The organism is Sporomusa intestinalis, from assembly GCF_055383785.1.
This window is the reverse complement of record NZ_AP042390.1, coordinates 2,078,092-2,096,624: the sequence shown is the minus strand read 5'-3', so window position 1 is coordinate 2,096,624 and position 18,533 is coordinate 2,078,092. Positions and strand designations below refer to the sequence as shown.

Sequence of the window (18,533 nt, the reverse complement as noted above, 5' to 3'; positions counted from 1 at the left end):
TTTCATATAAAAAATTAAGGGGATTATCCCCCTAAGAATATTCATAATTAGTAATATTGTTTGTATATTCGCGTTATTTGCAATAATTCCTGCTGCAAAATGTAACTTATTTGAATTTTAATATTTGCATAATTGCCGACGCACTAAGACTAACGATACCGGCAGCCGGACTCCCACACCGCGATGATGACGGCATTTAACAGCCAAAACAGCATCGACATTTGCACATTAAACATAATATAATCAGTAAACCCGTTTACTGCCAGCCCCAGCACGGCCGCAACGGTGCCCAGCATTACCCCGGCCACCCAGGGATTTTGCGTTTGGGTCAAAACCTGTATGGCCTTTCTGGCATGTCCATAAATGATAGCTAAAAATACAATCAGTCCCGGAATTCCGATTTCAGCCGCAATATGCAGATACATGTTATGGGCATGGACGATAGTTGCCGCCGGATTATTCAGAAAAAAATCGTAGTCCGGGTATACCAGCCAGTAAGAACCCCAGCCAATACCTAACAGCGGCTTGTCCAGAATCATCGCAACTGTGCTTTCCCACAGGGCGATCCTCAGCGTTGACGAAGTATCGGTAGGGTTAAAAATTGACAGGAGCCGTTCCATCACCCCATCATGGCAAAACAGGGCAATCGCCGGAATAACGAGAAATACCCATAACACTTTGCGGTTATATAAACGGCCGCAGAGGGCGGTCACTGCCACAACGCTCAGCCAGGCGCCCCGTGAATAGGTAAGCACCAGGCAGGTGCCCAGTACGGCTACAAACGCAAACAAAAGCAGTTTTCTCCCGGTATTTTCCGTGTGCAGTCCGATGCCAACCGCCAGTGACATCACCACAACCAGAAAACCGGCTAACAGATTAGGGTTTTGCAATGTAGAGAAAATTCGGACTTTAAGCTCGGGAAATTGCTCGCCGTCAACCCACTGAAAAGCGGATATATCGACGCCATGAATATACTGATAAAAACCGTAACAGGTAACAACAACGGCGGAAGCCATGACTGACCATACCAGCCTTTGCAGCTGCCCTAGCGTATGCAGGTTATTAATAACAAGGTAGTAAATAAGAATGTAGCGACCCATTAAATGATAGTAATTGTAAAAGCTGAAATCTTTGTCAGGGGCTACGCCAATGGACGCTGCCGACAATATAACAAGTAAAGCAATCAGTTCGTCAAATGGCGTTCGTTTTAAAAAAAGCTTCTTTAACAGCACCATTTTGGCCAGCCACAAAACTGTTCCTGCCCCTAAAAACAAGGTGGCAATATCCAGCGATAAAGGTAAAAAAAAGGCCACAGCCAGAATGCAGTGCTCAATTAAATAATCCAGCCGGAAATTGGGTTGGCTCCTACACGTATATGCAATGCGCACAATTTCACCTACGGTTCAATATTTTACTGGTTCATAGCTAGTATTTACAGAAATTCTGCCCTATGCCAATATGTAAAACAATACTGGCGCTTGAATCTCCCCCCCAAGCGCCAGCTCTATTATATACAATTAACACTATTTTGTCTACTTTTTAAGAATGATCTGACGAGCCTCGCCAATCAGATAGAGCGAACCGGCCACACATACAACCCCCTGCGGACCGGCTAATTCCTTAGCCCGTTCAATGCCACTGTCAATAGCCGCCGCTGCCTCCACATGGCGAGCCTCTATTTCCCGGGCAATTTCCTCCGGCGTTGCCGCCCGGTACGACAAGGGCTGCACGGTAACAACCGTGTCAACAGGGCGGATCAATTCGCGGATAATACCTGTTACATCCTTGTCACGCAAAATTCCCAGGGCAAAGGTTATTGCCCGGCCGGGAAAAACCTGATCAAGGTTCTGGCGCAGCACTCTGGCACCGTCGGGATTATGGGCGCCATCAATGACAATCACCGGCTCGCCGGCTATTATTTCAAACCGGCCTGGCCAGCGTACGCTGGCCAGCGCCTGTTGGATTGCCCCGGCGGTAATCCGGTTATCCTGTTTTGCCAGGATGAGAGCGGCAGTAACGGCCACTGCACTGTTTTCCAGCTGATGACAGCCAATAAGACTCAGCTCGGCTTCAATCCGGCCCCATTCACCGGCATCGATACAAACCTGCTGCTTACCGTTTGCCAGCCCCTTGAACTGACCGGTAAAATCCCGGTCTTTACTGTAAACGGCAGCCTGCTTCCCCGCTGCCGTCTGCCTGATCAAAGCCAGTGCCTCTCCCTGGGCGGCCGTTACGACCGGTACGTTATCTTTGATAATGCCTGCTTTATGCCGGGCAATCTCGGCGATAGTGGAACCACAGCGATCCGTGTGTTCCAGCGTAACATTAGTGATCACCGCAAGCTCAGGGACAATAACATTAGTGGAGTCCAGCAGCCCCCCCAGTCCCACTTCAATAACTGCATATTCAACCCCCATGGCGGCGAAGTAATAAAAGGCGGCAGCCGTAATGACCTCAAACTCGGTCGGCTGTTCAAACCCGTCTGCCAGCATTTGCTCCACAAACCGGCTGGTATAGTGAATTGCCTGGGCAAACTCCTCTGTGGTGATCTCCTGGCCGTTAATCAGCATCCGCTCAGGGTAATCCACCAAATGAGGCGAGGTATACATACCTGTTTTAATCCCGCTGGCAGTCAGGATTGCTGACAGCATGGCCGTAGTTGATCCCTTGCCGTTAGTACCGGTAACATGGATGGTTTTAAAGCGGCGCTGGGGCTGCTGCATAAGCGCCAGCAGCCGCTCTATGCGGGCCATTCCCAGATTAATCCCAAACTTACTTAAATTCTCGAGGTAGGCTAATGTTTGTTCATAATTCATATTGCTGCACCTCCATAGATAATTACTCTCAGCGACAGTGTTGTATCTGAAATCGATTACAGGCCGGATATATATTCCAGGCGTTCCCTGATAGCGGTTTGCTTTTCCAGATACTCGGCCTGCTTGGCTTTTTCCTTATCAATAACTGCCGCCGGGGCTTTGGCGGTAAAGCCCGGATTATTCAGTTTGCCGGCAATACGGGCTACTTCTTTGTCCAGGTTAGCCAATTCCTTATGCAGGCGGGCTGTTTCCTTCTCGATATCAATGAGGCCTTTAAGCGGCAGATAGATCTCAACACCGCTGCTGACTGCCGTCATGGCATTTTCAGGTGTTGCCCCGTCAGCGGCAAGGAAGCCGACCGGTTCAGCCGCCGCCAGGGTCTTGATATACCCAAGGTTAGCCTCGATCCGCCCTTTAAGGTCCGGCGAGGCAATCTTAAGTATGACCTCACTCTTTTTGCCCGGATGCACATTAACCTCGGCCCGCATATTGCGCACTGCTTTAACCGTCTCCATAATAACGCCCATCAGCTGTTCATCCTGAGTGCTCGCCCATTCGACATTCTCCTGCGGCCAGCCGGCAGTCATAATGCTGATTCCCTGCTGGGGCAGACTCTGCCAGATATCTTCCGTAATAAAAGGCATAAAAGGATGCAGCAGTTTTAGGGTATTGCCAAGGACATGCTGCAGAACATACTGAGCCACCTGGCGGCTGGCGGCATCGGCTTTGTTATAGAGACGCCCCTTGGCAAGCTCTATATACCAGTCGCAAAATTCATCCCAGATAAATTCGTAAACCGTCCGGGCCGCCTCACCTAGCTCAAAGCGCTCCAGATTGCCGGTCACTGCCGTCACCGTAGTGTTATATCTGCTTAAAATCCAGCGATCGGCGGTTGTCAATGCTTGCGGCTCGGGCGAAAAATCAGGGTCAAAGCCTTCCAGATTCATAAGCACAAAGCGCGAGGCATTCCAGATTTTATTGGCAAAATTGCGGCTGGACTCCACCCGCTCCCAGTAAAACCGCATATCATTGCCCGGCGTATTGCCGGTTATCAGCATAAAGCGCAGCGTATCCGCACCATATTTCTCGATAACCTCCAGCGGGTCAATACCATTGCCCAGCGATTTGCTCATCTTCCGGCCCTGGCTGTCCCGCACCAGACCGTGGATAAACACATGCTTAAACGGTATCTCCTGCTGAAATTTCAAGCCCATCATCATCATGCGGGCTACCCAGAAAAAAATAATATCATAACCGGTAACCAGCACACTTGTCGGGTAAAACTGTTTAAGTTCCGCGGTCTTTTCCGGCCAGCCCATGGTGGAAAACGGCCACAGGGCCGAACTAAACCACGTATCAAGCACATCCGGGTCCTGTTCAACAGCACCGCCGCATTGGGGGCAGACGGCAATATCGCGCCTCGACACAGTAACTTCGCCGCAGTCACAATACCAGGCCGGGATACGATGGCCCCACCAGATTTGACGGGATATACACCAGTCGCGGATATTATCCAGCCAGTTGCTATAAATTTTAGTGAACCGGTCAGGCACAAACTGAGTTCTGCCTCCGGCTACCGCTGCGACAGCAGGCTTAGCCAGCGGTTCCATCTTGACAAACCACTGTTTGGACACCAGGGGTTCAATCACAGTGCTGCAGCGCTGGCAATGGCCGACAGCATGGTTGTGTTCATCAACCTTAACAAGATACCCCTGGTCTTTAAGGTCACTAAGCAGGGCTTTGCGGCATTCATAACGGTCCATGCCGGCATATTTGCCGGTATCGGCGGCCATAGTGCCATCAGGATTTATCACGACAATCTCAGGCAGCTTATGCCTGAGGCCCATATCAAAGTCATTCGGGTCATGGGCAGGGGTAATCTTAACTGCGCCGGTGCCGAATGCCGGATCAACATATTCGTCGGCGACAATCGGCAGGCGGCGCCCCAGCGTTGGCAGTATCAAGTATTTGCCTACCAGATGGCGATAACGTACATCATCCGGATGCACGGCTACACCGCTGTCCCCCAGAATGGTCTCCGGGCGGGTGGTGGCTACTGTTACATATTCACCGTCACTCCCCTCCACCGGATACCGTACATGATATAAATGCCCCGGCTGCTCTTCATGTTCAACCTCAATATCACTAAGGGCGGTATTGCAGCGTGGACACCAATTCGTGATGCGGTTGCCCTGGTAGATCAGGCCCTGCTCATATAAGGTAACAAATACTTCACGCACAGCGGCTGAGCAGCCTTCGTCCATGGTAAAGCGTTCCCGCTCCCAGTCGCAGGAAGCCCCTAAACGTTTAAGCTGATTGATGATACGGCTGCCATATTGGGCTTTCCATTCCCAGACCCGCTTGATAAACTCCTCCCGCCCAAGATCATAGCGGGTTTGGCCTTCTGCGGCCAGAACCTCTTCCACTTTAATCTGCGTGGCAATACCGGCATGGTCGGTGCCCGGCATCCACAGCGTGTTATAGCCCTGTAACCGTTTAAAACGGATAAGAATATCCTGCAAGGTATTATCAAGCGCATGCCCCATATGCAGCTGCCCGGTTACGTTAGGGGGGGGAATAACAATGCTGAACGGGGCCTGCCCCGCATTGGCCTCGGCATGAAATAACCGGTTGTCTTCCCAAAATTTATACCACTTGGCTTCAACCGCCTGGGGATCATACACAGTAGCAATCGTATGTACCTGTTTTTCTTCCATATATCCTCCTTGACTTATCGGTATCATGCAAAAATAAAAAGCCCTCTTGTCCCTAAGGACGAAAGGGCTTAGCTTCCGCGGTACCACCTTGATTTCCGGCCCCTTGCTCGGCGCCGGACTCTTAATATGCCGTAACGTGGCACAGCGGCCGGACCTACTAACCTTCAGCCCGGCAGCTCAGAGACGACCTTCTGCTAATACATTCTGAAAGGCCTTGCAGCCGGAGGGCCTTCTCTCTGTCCAGGCGTATCAGCCTACTTTTCTCTTCATTGCTGAGATGTATACAATTATTTTCATTATACCGGCTCAGGCGGACAGTGTCAAGGTTTGACAAGCCTTGCCCTCCCGGCAGCTTGTTCCGGAAACTCTTCTATTCGGCGCAATATTCTTGCCATTCAGAATTATTCGCTGGTATTCAGCCGCGGCAATGACTACAATACTCACAGATACTATAAATTGGTATCTGTGATAGGACTGGATGAAGGAGGAATGTGATGAGCAATGATAACTACTGTACGCCCAAAGAAATTACCCAGAACACGCTGGAGGTTGGTTTAGTTAAGTCCAGGCTGGATATAACCAGAATGATGTTGCTGGGGGTGCTGGCCGGGGCTTATATCGGCTTTGGCGCCGAAGGGGCAACCATGGCAACACACGATATCCCCAGCCTTGGCCTTGGCCGCTTTCTCGCCGGCGCTATTTTCGCCACCGGGCTGATGATGGTAATTATTTGTGGGGCCGAACTGTTTACCGGCAATGTTTTGATCACAATCGGCGTTTTGGAAAAGCGGGTCAGTCTGTTCACCATGCTGCAAAACTGGTTTTGGGTATATGGCGGCAATTTAATCGGCTCACTCTTAGTCGCCTATTTTATGTACGCATCAAATTTATGGTCTTTTAATAATTCACTGCATGGCGCTTATGTCCTGAAGATCGCCGTCGGCAAGGTAAGCCTGACCTTCTACGAGGCTTTCATCAGGGGCATCATGTGCAACTGGCTGGTATGTCTGGCGGTATGGATGGCGTACTCGGCCAAAGATATTGCCGGCAAGGTGTGGGGCATTTTCTTCCCGATCATGCTGTTTGTAACAAGCAATTTTGAACACAGTATCGCCAATATGTATTATCTGGCGGCAGGTCTGTTGGCCAAAAGTGTGCCCGCTTTAGCAGAAGCCAGCCATTTGGGGGCCAAATTAAACCTGCTGAATCCGGAAACCATTATCCTTGGCAATCTGCTGCCCGTAACATTGGGCAACATCGTCGGCGGCGCCTTTTTTGTCGGCTCCTATTATTGGTACTGTTATTTACGGACCCCTGGTGCCGCACCGGCCGCCGCAGCAGAAACCAGCGACAGGCTTTGCGTAAAATAAATTGCAATAACAATAATTAAAGCCCTCTCCCCCCTTAGAGGCTGTCCAGCCTTGCTGGCCTTGCCTCGGCCGGGGGGGAAAGGGCTTAGTTTCCCTCTTATCAACGCAATTTGTCAAGATAAGCCTTGGCTCTATCCAGTTCTTCCCCTGTATTAATATTCAGGAAGCAATATTCCGCTACCTGCAGCCTGCTCAGCTCGGGCTGATCAATATAAACAACATGCACCTTATCAAAAAAGGACTTTACGCTACGCCTGTCATTTTTTAAATGCTCTGTAATTGCCGGCAGACACTGTTTTGAGTAAATGGCATGCAAAGGTTCCACCCTTGTCCCCAGGCGGGGGATCAGAATATCCTCCCTGCCCAGCCGGTTGAGCATATAATGCACAAGCCTCTTATCAATAAACGGCATATCACAGGCAAAAACAAATATATAGGGCGTGGCCGACGCCAGCAAGCCGGCCTGTATCCCCCCCAGCGGCCCCTTGCCTGTTACCCTGTCGCCAACCATATCACAGCCTAAATAACGGTACTCAGTAAATTGATTAGTAATAAGAACCGGCTGCTTATGAAAAAAATCCGTAACTTTCTGTACGACAATCTCTATTAACGGCAGGGAACCCAGCTTTACAAAAGACTTATTGGTACCCATTCGCTGACTCTTGCCGCCCGCTAATATGAAGGGGGTAACCAGCCTGCACCAGGGGGGATTTGTTTTACATTCACTCAAGATTTAGCGCTCCAGTATACAAGCAGAATTTGACTTTATTATAATAAGAGTAGGACAAATAAGTCAACAGGTGTACCCGTTGCCCGGCTGAACAAAATCATAATTATAAAATAAATGACTGTTTCGGCTGAATAATCACTAAAATTATATCATTTATACAAAATATTTGGTAAAATATATAAACAGTTATTCAGGTCACGAAAGGGGGCCGGAGCTTAATTATATTTTCCGCCAGATACCGCGCAAAGCAGCAAAAACATGATGTACATTCCACCATAAGGAGAGTGAATACAATACGATGATCAGATTGACAATTGATGGGCAAACCATTGAAACCGCTGCCGGCTCTACCGTGCTGGAAGCGGCCCGCCAAGCCGGCGTCCAGATTCCAACCTTATGCCACCTTGCCGACTTAACCCCGGAAGGGGCCTGCAGGGTCTGTGTTGTCGAAGTGGAAGGCGCCCGCGGACTAGTTACGGCGTGCACTTACCCGGCCTCGGCCGGACTGGTCGTACGGACCAATTCAGCAGCTATCCGCGAAGCCCGCAAAAGTGTAATTGAACTGATGCTGGCTAACCATCCCCAGGACTGCCTTTCCTGTCAGCGTAACCTGGATTGCGAGCTACAAACACTGGCCAACAATCTGGGTATCCGCGATATCCGGTTTGCCGGCGAACGCCGCAACTATGCGGTTGACGACAGCAACCCCTTTATTATCAGGGACAATAACAAGTGCATCCTCTGCGGCCGGTGCGTCCGGGTTTGCCAACAGGTACAATGCTGCGATGTCCTGGAATGGACAAACCGCGGTTTTGATACTAAAGTAGCTCCGGCTTTTGATGTACCGATGCTAGAATCAAGCTGCGTATTTTGCGGCACCTGCGTGTCGGCCTGCCCGGTGGGGGCGCTAACTGAAAAACCCATGAAAACCAGCGGCTTACCGGCCAAAAAAGTTAAAACAACCTGCCCCTTCTGCGGCGTTGGCTGCAATTTTGATCTGAATGTCAAAGACGATAAAGTAATTGGCGTAACCTCAAATCTGACCAGTGTGGTTAATGGCCGGCTCACATGTGTAAAAGGCCGGTTTGGTATTGATTATGTCCATAGCCCGGAGCGTTTAACAACGCCGTTAGTCAAAAAAGATGGTGAATTGGTGGAGGCTACCTGGGACGAAGCCCTGGATCTAATTGCCGCCAGATTCACTGACATAAAAAATACCCATGGCGGCGATGCCTTAGCGGCCCTCAGTTCAGCCCGTTGCGTCAACGAAGAAAACTATCTGATGCAAAAATTTATGCGCGCAGTGATCGGCACCAACAATATTGATCATTGCGCCCGTACCTGACACGCTCCCACTGTGGCCGGTCTGGCCACCTCATTTGGCTCGGGAGCAATGACCAACTCAATTAATGAAATCCCCCACAGTAAGGTGCTATTCGTAATCGGTGCCAATCCCACAGAAGCCCATCCTGTAATCGGGGCTAAAATGCGCCAGGCCCTCCGGAATGGTGCCCAGATGATTGTCGCAGATCCGCGCAAAACGGAACTCGCCGGTAAAGCGCATGTGTGGCTGCGGTTAAAACCCGGCACAGATATTGCGCTCATTAATGGTTTAATGCATATAATCCTCAAAGCCGGCTGGCATGACCAGAAATTTATTGATACCTGCACGGTTGACTTTGAGCAGGTAGCGGCAACAGTGGAAAAATACACACCCGAATATGTTGAAAAGATCACAGGTGTCCCGCAGCATTTATTAAGAGAGGCAGCCCGGATCTATGGTACGGCCGAACGGGCTCAGATCTTTTATACCCTGGGGATTACCGAGCACGTTTGCGGCACCGACAATGTTATGAGTCTCGCTAACCTGACCATGATGACCGGCAATATCGGCAAGCTGAATTCAGGTATAAACCCGATGCGCGGCCAGAATAATGTACAGGGCGCCTGCGACCAGGGCGCATTGCCCAATGTATATTCCGGTTACCAGAAAGTCACCGACCCCAAGACCCGGGAAAAATTCGAACAGGCCTGGCAAGTCAAACTCTCCGACAAAGTAGGCCTGATGATTCCTGACATGTTTGATGCCTCCATTCGCGGTGATCTGAAAGCCATGTATATTATGGGCGAAGATCCGGTGCTGACCGATTCTGATGCCCATCATGTAATCAAAGGCCTTAAACACCTTGAGTTTCTCGTAGTTCAGAACCTGTTTATGACGGAAACTGCTAAATTGGCTGATGTGGTTCTACCCGGTGCCTCCTTTGCCGAGAAAGACGGTACTTTCACCAATACAGAACGGCGGGTGCAGCGTGTCCGCCAAGCTATTAATCCCATTGGCAACAGCCGCCCGGACTGGCAGATTATCAGAGACCTCGCCACTAAAATGGGCTATCCTATGACTTACAGCCATCCCAGTGAAATTATGGATGAAATGGCTTCATTAAGTCCGATATATGCCGGCGTTTCTTATGAACGCATCGACCAGCAGGGCTTGCAGTGGCCTGTCCCCAGCAAAGAACATCCTGGCACGCAATTCCTGCATGAGGGCGGAAAATTTGCCAGCGGCCTGGGCGTATTCAAGGCTATCGAGCATCAGCCGCCCGGAGAATCACCGGATGCCGAGTACCCCTTCCTGCTAAGTACCGGGCGTATTCTTTACCATTATAATATTACAACACCAGGCTATTCGAAAACTCTTACTGATTTCCGCTCTGAAGAGCGGGTTATGCTTCACCCTGACGATGCCCGGCGATTGCAGATCGTGGACGGAGAAACAATTAAGATTTCCTCCCGCCGGGGCCAGGTCCAGGCTAAATCCTGGGTAACAGACCGTGTCCCTCCTGGGGTAGTCTGGATGTCTTTCCATTTTGCCGCCTGCCCGACCAACGAACTGACCAGCAACGCCGTCGATAAAGTTACCAAAACTTACGAGTACAAGGTGTGTGCGGTACAGGTTGAAAAATTGTAGCCTGAGAAATGTTTAAAAAACCCTGTGGCGCTCCAAGAGCGCCACAGGGTTTTGTTTATTGGCCTGCTTAAACAGCCTGACCGGCCTTCACAGCATGCTTTCGTTTTTGTTTAATACTTAATGCAATCTCTTCCGGCAAAACCACCGCCAATGCTTTGGTCGGGCATTTTTTTACACACTGCGGCCCCTCGGCCACTTCCATGCACAAATCACATTTATAGGCGGTTGTTTGGCAGGGATTATCTTCTACCCGGGTTAAATAAACCGCACCAATCGGGCAGGCCATCAGGCAGTTTTTGCAGCCGACGCATTTATCAGCCAGCACGTAGATTGTCTGGCCGCGCTGTACAATTGCTTTCTCCGGGCAGGCTTCGGCACAGGGAGCATCTTCACACTGCCGGCATTGCACAGGCACGCTGATATCCTCGGTTTTTACCACCGACAGGCGGGGTACAAACGGCACCTCCTTGATGGCTTCTGTCCCCAGCGCTTTCTTGGTATGCGCCAAAACACAGGCAATCTCACAGGTACGGCAGCCAATACATAAATCAGGGTTGCCGATAACAAAAGCAGTATTTATCATTAGCTTATCCCCTCTTGCAATAATGAGTATGCAATAATTCATGGGATTTGTGCCCCAGCGGCTCGCCCAAAAAATCTTTATAGACTTTTGTTATCTCAGGGTTTTCATGCGATTTTCTAAGCGGCAACTCCGCATCATGTTTATACATGGAGGCCATACGGCTGGCATAAACCTGCTTGCGTTCAGTTTCTAACAGAACCTTGGGCTGGCCGCCACCACTGATACAGCCCTGAGGGCAAGCCATAACCTCGACAAAGTGGAAATCGGCCGTACCATTTTTAATCTCATCAATAATTGGTGCTGCATTCTCCAGTCCGGCCACGACAACTGTTTTAACAGCCAAATCCCCCACCTGGATCGTAGCACGTTTTACGCCCTGACTATGCCGTACTTCCAATATATTGATATCAGCCAGTGCTTTGCCTGTAATCAATTCATACCCTGTACGCAAGGCAGCTTCCATAACCCCGCCGGTAACCCCGAATATGTGACCGGCCCCGGTATATGCCCCCAGTACAGAGTCAGGCTGGCCCGGCTTAAGGCTGTTAAAATCAATACCGGCATGTTTAATTAAATTTGCCAATTCTCTGGTGGTAAGAACAAGATCGACATCCTGACAACCGCTTGCATTCATTTCCGGTCGGGAAGCCTCAAATTTTTTGGCGGTACAGGGCATAACCGATACACTGATTATTTTTTTAGCCTCCAGTTTATCAACCTGAGCGCCATAAGTCTTAAATAAAGCACCTGCCATTTGCTGGGGAGACTTGCAGGTAGACAGGTTTTCATGAAGCTCAAAATGCTCTTGTTCTACATATTTAACCCAGGCCGGACAACAGGAAGTAAACATGGGCAATACACCATTTTCCTGGATCCGTTTAATTAACTCACTGCCTTCCTCCATAATTGTCAGATCAGCGGTGAAATTAGTATCATATACTCGATCAAAGCCTAATTTTCTTAAAGCAGTAATCATTTTCCCTGCAACCAGTTCACCAGACTCGACACCAAAATCTTCGGCCAAACCAACCCTGACAGCTGGTGCACATTGGACCATTGTTACAACATTGGGGTTATGGAGTGCCTCCCAGACCTTCGGCGCGTGTCCCATATTGTGGGCCGCAAATAGCGGTTCCCTGACACTATCCAATAGACCACGGTCCTTCATCTTGGTTGCACGCGGGGCCGAGGTTTCTGATTTATACTCTTGATAAGCGCTGCAGATCTGCACACACTGGCCGCAGAAACAGCATTTATCATAGTTGATATCGACTGCCATGCCTGCCGGTCCGCCAATAGCGCCAACCGGGCAGGCGTCAATACAGCGGTGGCAGCCGGTACACAGTTCCTGATCAATCTCAATTGTATATTGCATAGCCTTCACCCCCTATTTTTTAAACATGCCAGCAATAGTGGCAACAGCTTTTCGATTTTTTTCTTTTTTCTCTTTGTGGGGATCTACCAGACGCAAGGCCTGTTTGGGGCATACCTCAACGCAAATTGGTCCTTTCTGCCGGGTATCGCACAAATCACATTTGTTGGCATACATGCGTGGTTTTTGCAAATTCTCCTGAACTACTTCCTCGCCGTTGACAAATTGGGCAACAAGTTCTACTGCGCCAAAGGGACAGGCCATCAGGCAATCTTTGCAGGCTTTGCATTTATCTGTATCAATGAGTACCTTGTCGCCGGCAAAGTAAATGGCCTTCTCCAGACAAGCCTGAGCACAGGGGGCATCCTCACAGTGGTGGCATTGCACCGGAACAATCACTTCTTCCACACGGGTAACAAATAACTTGGGGAATACCGGTGTGTCAATATTTCCGGCCGTAATACCGTTTACACTATGGGACACATGACAGGCAACCTCACAGGCTTTACAGCCTATGCATTTTGTCCCGTCGCCAACCACAAAGGGGCTTAACTTCTCCATAAATACCTCCTTTTTTTAAGAAGCCATGCTTCTCCATCCCTGTTAATTACCTATCAGGAAACAACAGCACCCATTTTACGTTTAAGCTCATTATAGGCGGCAGTGAGCTCCTCTTCAGCCTGCTTCTGATCTGTGATGGCCTCCACCCTGACTGCACAGTACTTATATTCAGGCGTTTTAGATATGGGATCAACAGCATGAATCGTCAGTTCGTTACAAGCCCCAAGCCACCACTGATAAGTCATATATACAACACCCGCCCGCACCCGGTCAGTCACCAGCGCCCTGGTTACAACCGAGCCGCGTCGTGTTGTAACACGTACGAGGTCTTCGTCAGCAATGCCAAGTTTATCCGTATCGGCCGGATTAATCTGCAGATACCCGGGCTCATCGGCCAATTTGGCAAGCCCCCAGCAGTTGCCTGTCATTGTGCGGGATGAATAGTGGCCGACTTCCCGTACTGTAGACAATACCAGCGGATATTCGGCATCAGGCTGCTCGACCGGGGGGCGCCATTCTGCCGCAAAAAAGTTCCCTTTCATACTGGGAGTTTGGAATACATTACCCTTAAACAGATACGATGTACCCGGATGCTCCACAGTAGGACACGGCCATTGGATACTGCCTAATTCTTCAATTCTGGCATACGTAGCACCGGCAAAACTCGGACTCAGACTAATCATTTCACTCCAGATTTCTTCCGTATTATTATAGTTCATTTCATAACCGAAACGTTTTGCCAGTTCGCAGATAATAACCCAGTCATCTTTAACGTCACCTTTTGCAGCCACAGCCTGGCGGAAGCGCTGGAACCTGCGGTCGGCACCACTAAATACGCCACCATGCTCACCCCAGGAGGTAGCCGGCAATATAACATCAGCGTACAACGCCGTCTTGTTCATGAATATATCCTGCAGAACCACCAATTCAAGCTCCGCCAGGGCTTTTCTCACACCAGCGGCATCCGGGTCGCTCTGCACGGGATCTTCGCCAATAATATAGAAAGCCTTGAGTTTCCCTTCCTCGGCACAATGCGGAACATCGGTCAGCATATAGCCCACTTTGTCCGGCAAACTCTCCACACCCCAGGCCTGGGCAAATTTTTTGCGGATATCGGGGTTTGTGACCGGCTGATAACCAGGAAAGACATTAGGTAATGCGCCCATATCGCAAGCTCCCTGCACATTATTCTGTCCGCGTACAGGGCCAATCCCAGAGCTGGGTTTGGCAATTTGTCCGGTCAGCAGGCATAATCCGCCCAAACCCTTGACTACATCCACCGCCTGATTGTATTGACAGACGCCCATCCCATAAAGAATAAACGATCTTTCTGAGTTGGCGTAAATCTCCATAGCCTGCTCCACAAGCTTAGGATCAAGGCCTGAAATTGCCTGTGCGTACGCAGGCGTGTATTTGGCAATAATTTTTCTATATTCCTCAAAACCTTCAGTATACTTGTCGATATAAGCCTGGTTGGCCCAGCCTTTTGCGAGTATCGTATGGGCAAAACTATTAACTGCCGCCATATTGGAGCCATTTTTGATTGGCAGCCAGATATCAGCAATCCTGGCTGATTCGGTTTTGCGGGGATCAACAACAATAATTTTAGCCCCTTTTGCTTTAGCCTTGAGAATGCGGCGGGCCACCAGCGGATGGGAATCAGCCCCATTATAGCCAAATATCAATAAACAGGTGGCATCTTCAATTTCGATTATCGAGTTTGTCATCGCGCCACTGCCAAATGTAGTAGCCAGACCGGCTACAGAGGGAGCGTGTCAAACACGGGCGCAGTGATCGATATTGTTGGTACCAATCACCGCGCGCATAAATTTTTGCATGAGGTAATTGGGTTCATTGCCCATACCCCGGGCCGAGCCGGTGCCCATAATGGCATCAGGGCCGTATTTTTCCTTAATGGACTTAAGTCTATCCGCAATATAATCAAGCGCTTCATCCCATTCCACTTCCTGGAAATCCGCAGTCCGGTCATACCTGAGCAGCGGTTTGGTCAGGCGCTTGCTCAAAATTTTAGTGTCGTTCAGAAAATCCCAGCCATAGTGGCCTTTTAAACACAGCTCGCCTTCATTAATATGGCCGTTGGCCGGTTCGGCGCCAACAACCCGGTCATTCTCAACCAGCAGGTACATTTGACAGCCGGCGCCGCAATAGGGACATACGGTTAAAACTCTCTCCAAAGCTCTCCCTCCAAATCATTTCGCAGTTGAGCAGCTTTTTACTGCATTTCAGAAGCTGTTTAGTGCGTTTTGGAACCGTTAATTGTAATCCTCTGACCTTATTCCATCTTTTTAAAAAGAACTCCTGCCTGATTGAGAAAAAAAATTCACAAAGTATTACACCAACAATAAGATGAGGCCATTGGCAGTTAACTGTCGCCAGTGGCCTCGTCTTATTGTTGGACTAAAAACAGGCATCCACTAATAAAATAACCTCTACTTCTGCATTCAACGGCAAAGGGGGAGAGTTTTCGGGAATAACAATAATGGCATTGGCGCCCATTGCCGACTTAAGCATCCCGTTGCCTTGAGCCCGTGAGGGCTCAACCAGGATGTCATTTTCCGTCTGCCAGCACCGGGCCCACACAAAGCGTTTGGTACTTGTCTGTTTATTAAACGGTGCGGCCAGTATGGCTTTAATCCGCGGCCGCCACCATACCTTGCGCCCCCCCATCTTCATCAGGACAGGCCGGACCAATTGTTCAAAAGAAATGGCGGCCGCTGCGGGATTGCCGGATAAGCCAAAATACAGCTTGCCACCGCGGGTACCGGCTAATACCGGCATGCCGGGCTTAATGCTTACCCGGTCGAACAGCAGCGTGATGCCCAGTTTTTTATACACTTCACCGATAAAGTCACAATCCCCCACCGACGCGCCGCCGGTCGTGATAAAGACATCACAGTCGGACGCAGTTTCCAGCAAATGCGCAATCTCATCCACATTGTCGGACGCGTTTCCCAGCAAAACAGTCTGCGCCCCGGCTTCAGCAGCCTGGGCACTCAGCATAAAGCTGTTGGAATTCCGGATCTTGCCGGGTGCCAGAGGAAAATCAACAGGGACAATTTCGCTGCCTGTCGCAATCAGTGCTACCCGTGGTTTACAGTATATATAGGGACGGCTCCTGCCAAGCACAGCCAGCATTCCCATCACGCCGGCATTAATCACTGTTCCCTGAAAGATAACCTCTTCCCCGCAGGCAATCTCTTCCCCGCGCAGACAAATATTCTTTGCGGCCCCCCGGCCATCGAGAATCGTTACTTCCGCCCCGTTCACAACCGTGTCTTCCAGACGGATGACCCCGGTCGCCCCGGGCGGTATGGGCGCCCCGGTCATAATACGGCTGGCGGTTCCCGGCGTAACCGGCCGGTGCGGGGTTTCACCGGCAGGAATATTATCAGTCTGCTGCAGTGTCACCGGTGTTGCCGGGGTCGCCGCAGCCGCTTCCGCCGCAATTAATGCATAACCATCAAGCGGCGATCTGTCAAAAGGCGGAAAGTCGGTATCAGCAATGACGGTTTCCGCCAGCACCCGGCGCCAGCAATCACTCAGCACGACTTTTTCCTTCGGCACAACAGTTGCTAAATTCAATAAAATTTCCTGGGCAATCTCTAGTTTAACTGACACCAGCCATTCTCCTCACTTTCCAACGGACAGCACGGATAGAGGCATTCCTGACAAAGCAGGCCTAACAGCCGTACTCTATTCCGGCAACATCCTTACTGCAAATATTGGTGGCAACCTGAATCAGGTACAGCCTGTAATCCGTTCTGCATGAGTATAAACATTCAGCCGGTCTTCCCGGGCAAAACCAATCACGGTTACCCCCAGTTCCTCCGCCATATCAAGCGCCAGGCTGGTCGGTGCCGACCGGGCAATAATAACAGCGATGTTCATCTTGCTGACCTTCAAAATAATTTCGGATGAAACCCGGCCGGAAAAAACCAGCACTTTGTCATGAGTGCTGATTCCCTCGCACAGACAGCGCCCGTAGAGCTTGTCAAAGACATTATGCCTGCCAATGTCCTGACTCCAGCAAATTAGCTTTCCCGCCGCCGCCAGCGCCCCGCCATGGACGCCGCCTGTCAGCCGGAAGGTTTCCGAGGCGGCTTCCAGCATTTCCGAATAAGCCATAGCCTGCTGTGCAGTTAATGTAATCCCGCTGTCAATGGTCTTTGCGGTTAACACATCATTGGCGAAATAAAAGGCACTCCGCCCTTTACCGCAACAGGCGGTAAGATAGCGCTTCAAAAACATCTTCTCCGCTACAGTTTCACCGGCAGTGGTAGTCACTTGCACTATGCCCTGGAGACTATCCACCTCAAGCGTTTGGATATCCTTAATATCCTGAATAATTCCCTCGGTGGCAAGAAAACCTGTCACCAGATAATCTTCCTCGCCATAGGCCGCTAACATGGTTACAAGCTCCTTGCCATTTAAATAGATAGTAAGCGGCAACTCCTCAACAACCGGCTCTACCGCTTTTTTTACCGTCTGACCAAGATATTTGACTACCTGATAAGGGCTAGTTCCTTTCAGCGCGTCCGTAACGCTCACTCCTTTGCGGCCAGTTCCCGGTACAGGGCCTGCAGCCTGGCCGTAATCGCCCCGGCGGCCAGGCCGGAGCCGATTAGTCTGCCATCACATACTGTTACCGGAATAATCTCCATAATGGAACTTGTTAAAAATATTTCCTCAGCCCCGGCCAGCTCAGCCGGGGCTACCTGCCGCACCAGAGCAGGCAGCCCGGCCGCCCGGGCCAGTTCGATGACAACCCGCCTGGTCACGCCTGGCAGTATCCCGCTATTTTCATCAGGTGTAATCAGCCGGCCGCCGGCAACGCAGAATATATTGCTCATCGACCCTTCGGCAATAAAACCGTCCGTATTCAGCATAATGGCTTCCTGGGCGTTATGCCGCCGGGCTTCCGCTCTGGCTAATATATTATCAAGGTAATTGGCTGATTTTATCCTGACAAGGGGTGAGGACAAATTGCGCCGTAAGCTCACGGTGGCTGCCTGCCAGCCGGCCGGCGGCACTGGCGGGGGCAGCGGCGAGGTATATACGGCCACCGTTGGCTGGCCGCAGCTGGCGGCATCCGGGCGTGCCGCCCCGACGCCCCGGGACACAGTGAGGCGGATCGAGGCATCGGCCAACTGATTGGCCCTGAGAACCCAGTCTATAGCCCGGCTCAGTTCCTCCCGGCCGGGAAGGTCGGGCCAGCCCAGGCAATGCGCCCCCTCTTCCAGGCGCTCCACATGCTCAGCCAGCCGAAATACCCGGCCTTTATAGGCCCGCATAGTTTCAAATAAGCCGTGCCCATACAGAAAACCATGATCCAGCGGCGAGACAACGGCACTATCGTCAGCAACAAGCTGACCGTTAAAATAAACAAACATAA

At 50.5% G+C, this 18,533-nt stretch carries 13 protein-coding genes and 1 other annotated feature; of the genes, 2 read left to right on the top strand and 11 right to left on the bottom strand.

The features are described from left to right. Positions 1–149: 149 nt before the first annotated feature. The 3 genes from ACZ481_RS09440 to ACZ481_RS09430 all read right to left on the bottom strand — a co-directional run bounded on the left by ACZ481_RS09440 (position 150) and on the right by ACZ481_RS09430 (position 5,533). Complete coding sequence (locus ACZ481_RS09440) at positions 150–1,388, bottom strand: O-antigen ligase family protein (RefSeq protein WP_464769891.1); 1,239 nt, start codon at positions 1,386–1,388, stop codon at positions 150–152. Positions 1,389–1,532: 144 nt separating this feature from the next. Further along, entirely contained in the window at positions 1,533–2,816 is a 1,284-nt protein-coding gene (locus ACZ481_RS09435) for a bifunctional folylpolyglutamate synthase/dihydrofolate synthase (RefSeq protein WP_464769890.1), read from the bottom strand. A gap of 56 nt (positions 2,817–2,872) precedes the next feature. Continuing rightward, positions 2,873–5,533: a valine--tRNA ligase gene (locus tag ACZ481_RS09430; RefSeq protein ID WP_464769889.1), complete on the bottom strand. Its 2,661-nt coding sequence runs from the start codon at positions 5,531–5,533 to the stop codon at positions 2,873–2,875. 51 nt (positions 5,534–5,584) lie between these two features. Then, positions 5,585–5,812 (bottom strand) — a binding site (T-box leader). 215 nt (positions 5,813–6,027) lie between these two features. On the opposite strand from ACZ481_RS09430, the gene ACZ481_RS09425 reads away from it, so the two are divergent. Next, positions 6,028–6,903: a formate/nitrite transporter family protein gene (locus ACZ481_RS09425; RefSeq protein WP_464769888.1), complete on the top strand. Its 876-nt coding sequence runs from the start codon at positions 6,028–6,030 to the stop codon at positions 6,901–6,903. Between the two features lie 100 nt (positions 6,904–7,003). Here ACZ481_RS09425 and mobA read toward each other — a convergent pair whose 3' ends face one another. Beyond that, a complete protein-coding gene (gene mobA / locus ACZ481_RS09420; protein ID WP_464769887.1) occupies positions 7,004–7,633 on the bottom strand; it encodes a molybdenum cofactor guanylyltransferase in 630 nt (209 codons plus the stop codon). A 298-nt stretch (positions 7,634–7,931) separates the two neighbouring features. Between mobA and fdhF (ACZ481_RS09415) the strand changes: the two genes are divergently transcribed. Further along, positions 7,932–10,604 (top strand): formate dehydrogenase subunit alpha, encoded by a 2,673-nt coding sequence (gene fdhF / locus ACZ481_RS09415; RefSeq protein ID WP_464769886.1) that lies wholly within the window; start codon positions 7,932–7,934, stop codon positions 10,602–10,604. Between the two features lie 67 nt (positions 10,605–10,671). Here fdhF (ACZ481_RS09415) and ACZ481_RS09410 read toward each other — a convergent pair whose 3' ends face one another. The 7 genes from ACZ481_RS09410 to ACZ481_RS09380 form a co-directional block, all read right to left on the bottom strand. Then, positions 10,672–11,187 (bottom strand): 4Fe-4S dicluster domain-containing protein, encoded by a 516-nt coding sequence (locus ACZ481_RS09410; protein WP_464769885.1) that lies wholly within the window; start codon positions 11,185–11,187, stop codon positions 10,672–10,674. A 4-nt stretch (positions 11,188–11,191) separates the two neighbouring features. Next, positions 11,192–12,562 carry a [FeFe] hydrogenase, group A gene (locus tag ACZ481_RS09405; RefSeq protein WP_464769884.1) on the bottom strand — a complete coding sequence of 457 codons (1,371 nt, stop codon included), beginning with the start codon at positions 12,560–12,562 and terminating at the stop codon, positions 11,192–11,194. Positions 12,563–12,574: 12 nt separating this feature from the next. Then, complete coding sequence (locus ACZ481_RS09400) at positions 12,575–13,120, bottom strand: 4Fe-4S dicluster domain-containing protein (RefSeq protein ID WP_464769883.1); 546 nt, start codon at positions 13,118–13,120, stop codon at positions 12,575–12,577. Between the two features lie 53 nt (positions 13,121–13,173). Continuing rightward, entirely contained in the window at positions 13,174–15,315 is a 2,142-nt protein-coding gene (fdhF, locus tag ACZ481_RS09395) for a formate dehydrogenase subunit alpha (protein WP_464770604.1), read from the bottom strand. 223 nt (positions 15,316–15,538) lie between these two features. Then, a complete protein-coding gene (locus tag ACZ481_RS09390; protein WP_464769882.1) occupies positions 15,539–16,759 on the bottom strand; it encodes a molybdopterin molybdotransferase MoeA in 1,221 nt (406 codons plus the stop codon). A gap of 120 nt (positions 16,760–16,879) precedes the next feature. Next, a complete protein-coding gene (fdhD, locus tag ACZ481_RS09385; protein ID WP_464769881.1) occupies positions 16,880–17,689 on the bottom strand; it encodes a formate dehydrogenase accessory sulfurtransferase FdhD in 810 nt (269 codons plus the stop codon). After that, positions 17,686–18,531 carry an aminotransferase class IV gene (locus tag ACZ481_RS09380; protein ID WP_464769880.1) on the bottom strand — a complete coding sequence of 282 codons (846 nt, stop codon included), beginning with the start codon at positions 18,529–18,531 and terminating at the stop codon, positions 17,686–17,688. Before ACZ481_RS09380 ends, fdhD begins: the two co-directional genes overlap by 4 nt. Positions 18,532–18,533 lie beyond the last annotated feature (2 nt).

Coding starts and splice junctions, on each gene's coding strand:
- ACZ481_RS09425 (WP_464769888.1), top strand. CDS start 6,028: ATGAGCAATGATAACTACTGTACGCCCAAAGAAATTACCCAGAACACG.
- ACZ481_RS09380 (WP_464769880.1), bottom strand. CDS start 18,531: ATGTTTGTTTATTTTAACGGTCAGCTTGTTGCTGACGATAGTGCCGTT.
- ACZ481_RS09435 (WP_464769890.1), bottom strand. CDS start 2,816: ATGAATTATGAACAAACATTAGCCTACCTCGAGAATTTAAGTAAGTTT.
- ACZ481_RS09410 (WP_464769885.1), bottom strand. CDS start 11,187: ATGATAAATACTGCTTTTGTTATCGGCAACCCTGATTTATGTATTGGC.
- ACZ481_RS09405 (WP_464769884.1), bottom strand. CDS start 12,562: ATGCAATATACAATTGAGATTGATCAGGAACTGTGTACCGGCTGCCAC.
- ACZ481_RS09430 (WP_464769889.1), bottom strand. CDS start 5,533: ATGGAAGAAAAACAGGTACATACGATTGCTACTGTGTATGATCCCCAG.
- ACZ481_RS09400 (WP_464769883.1), bottom strand. CDS start 13,120: ATGGAGAAGTTAAGCCCCTTTGTGGTTGGCGACGGGACAAAATGCATA.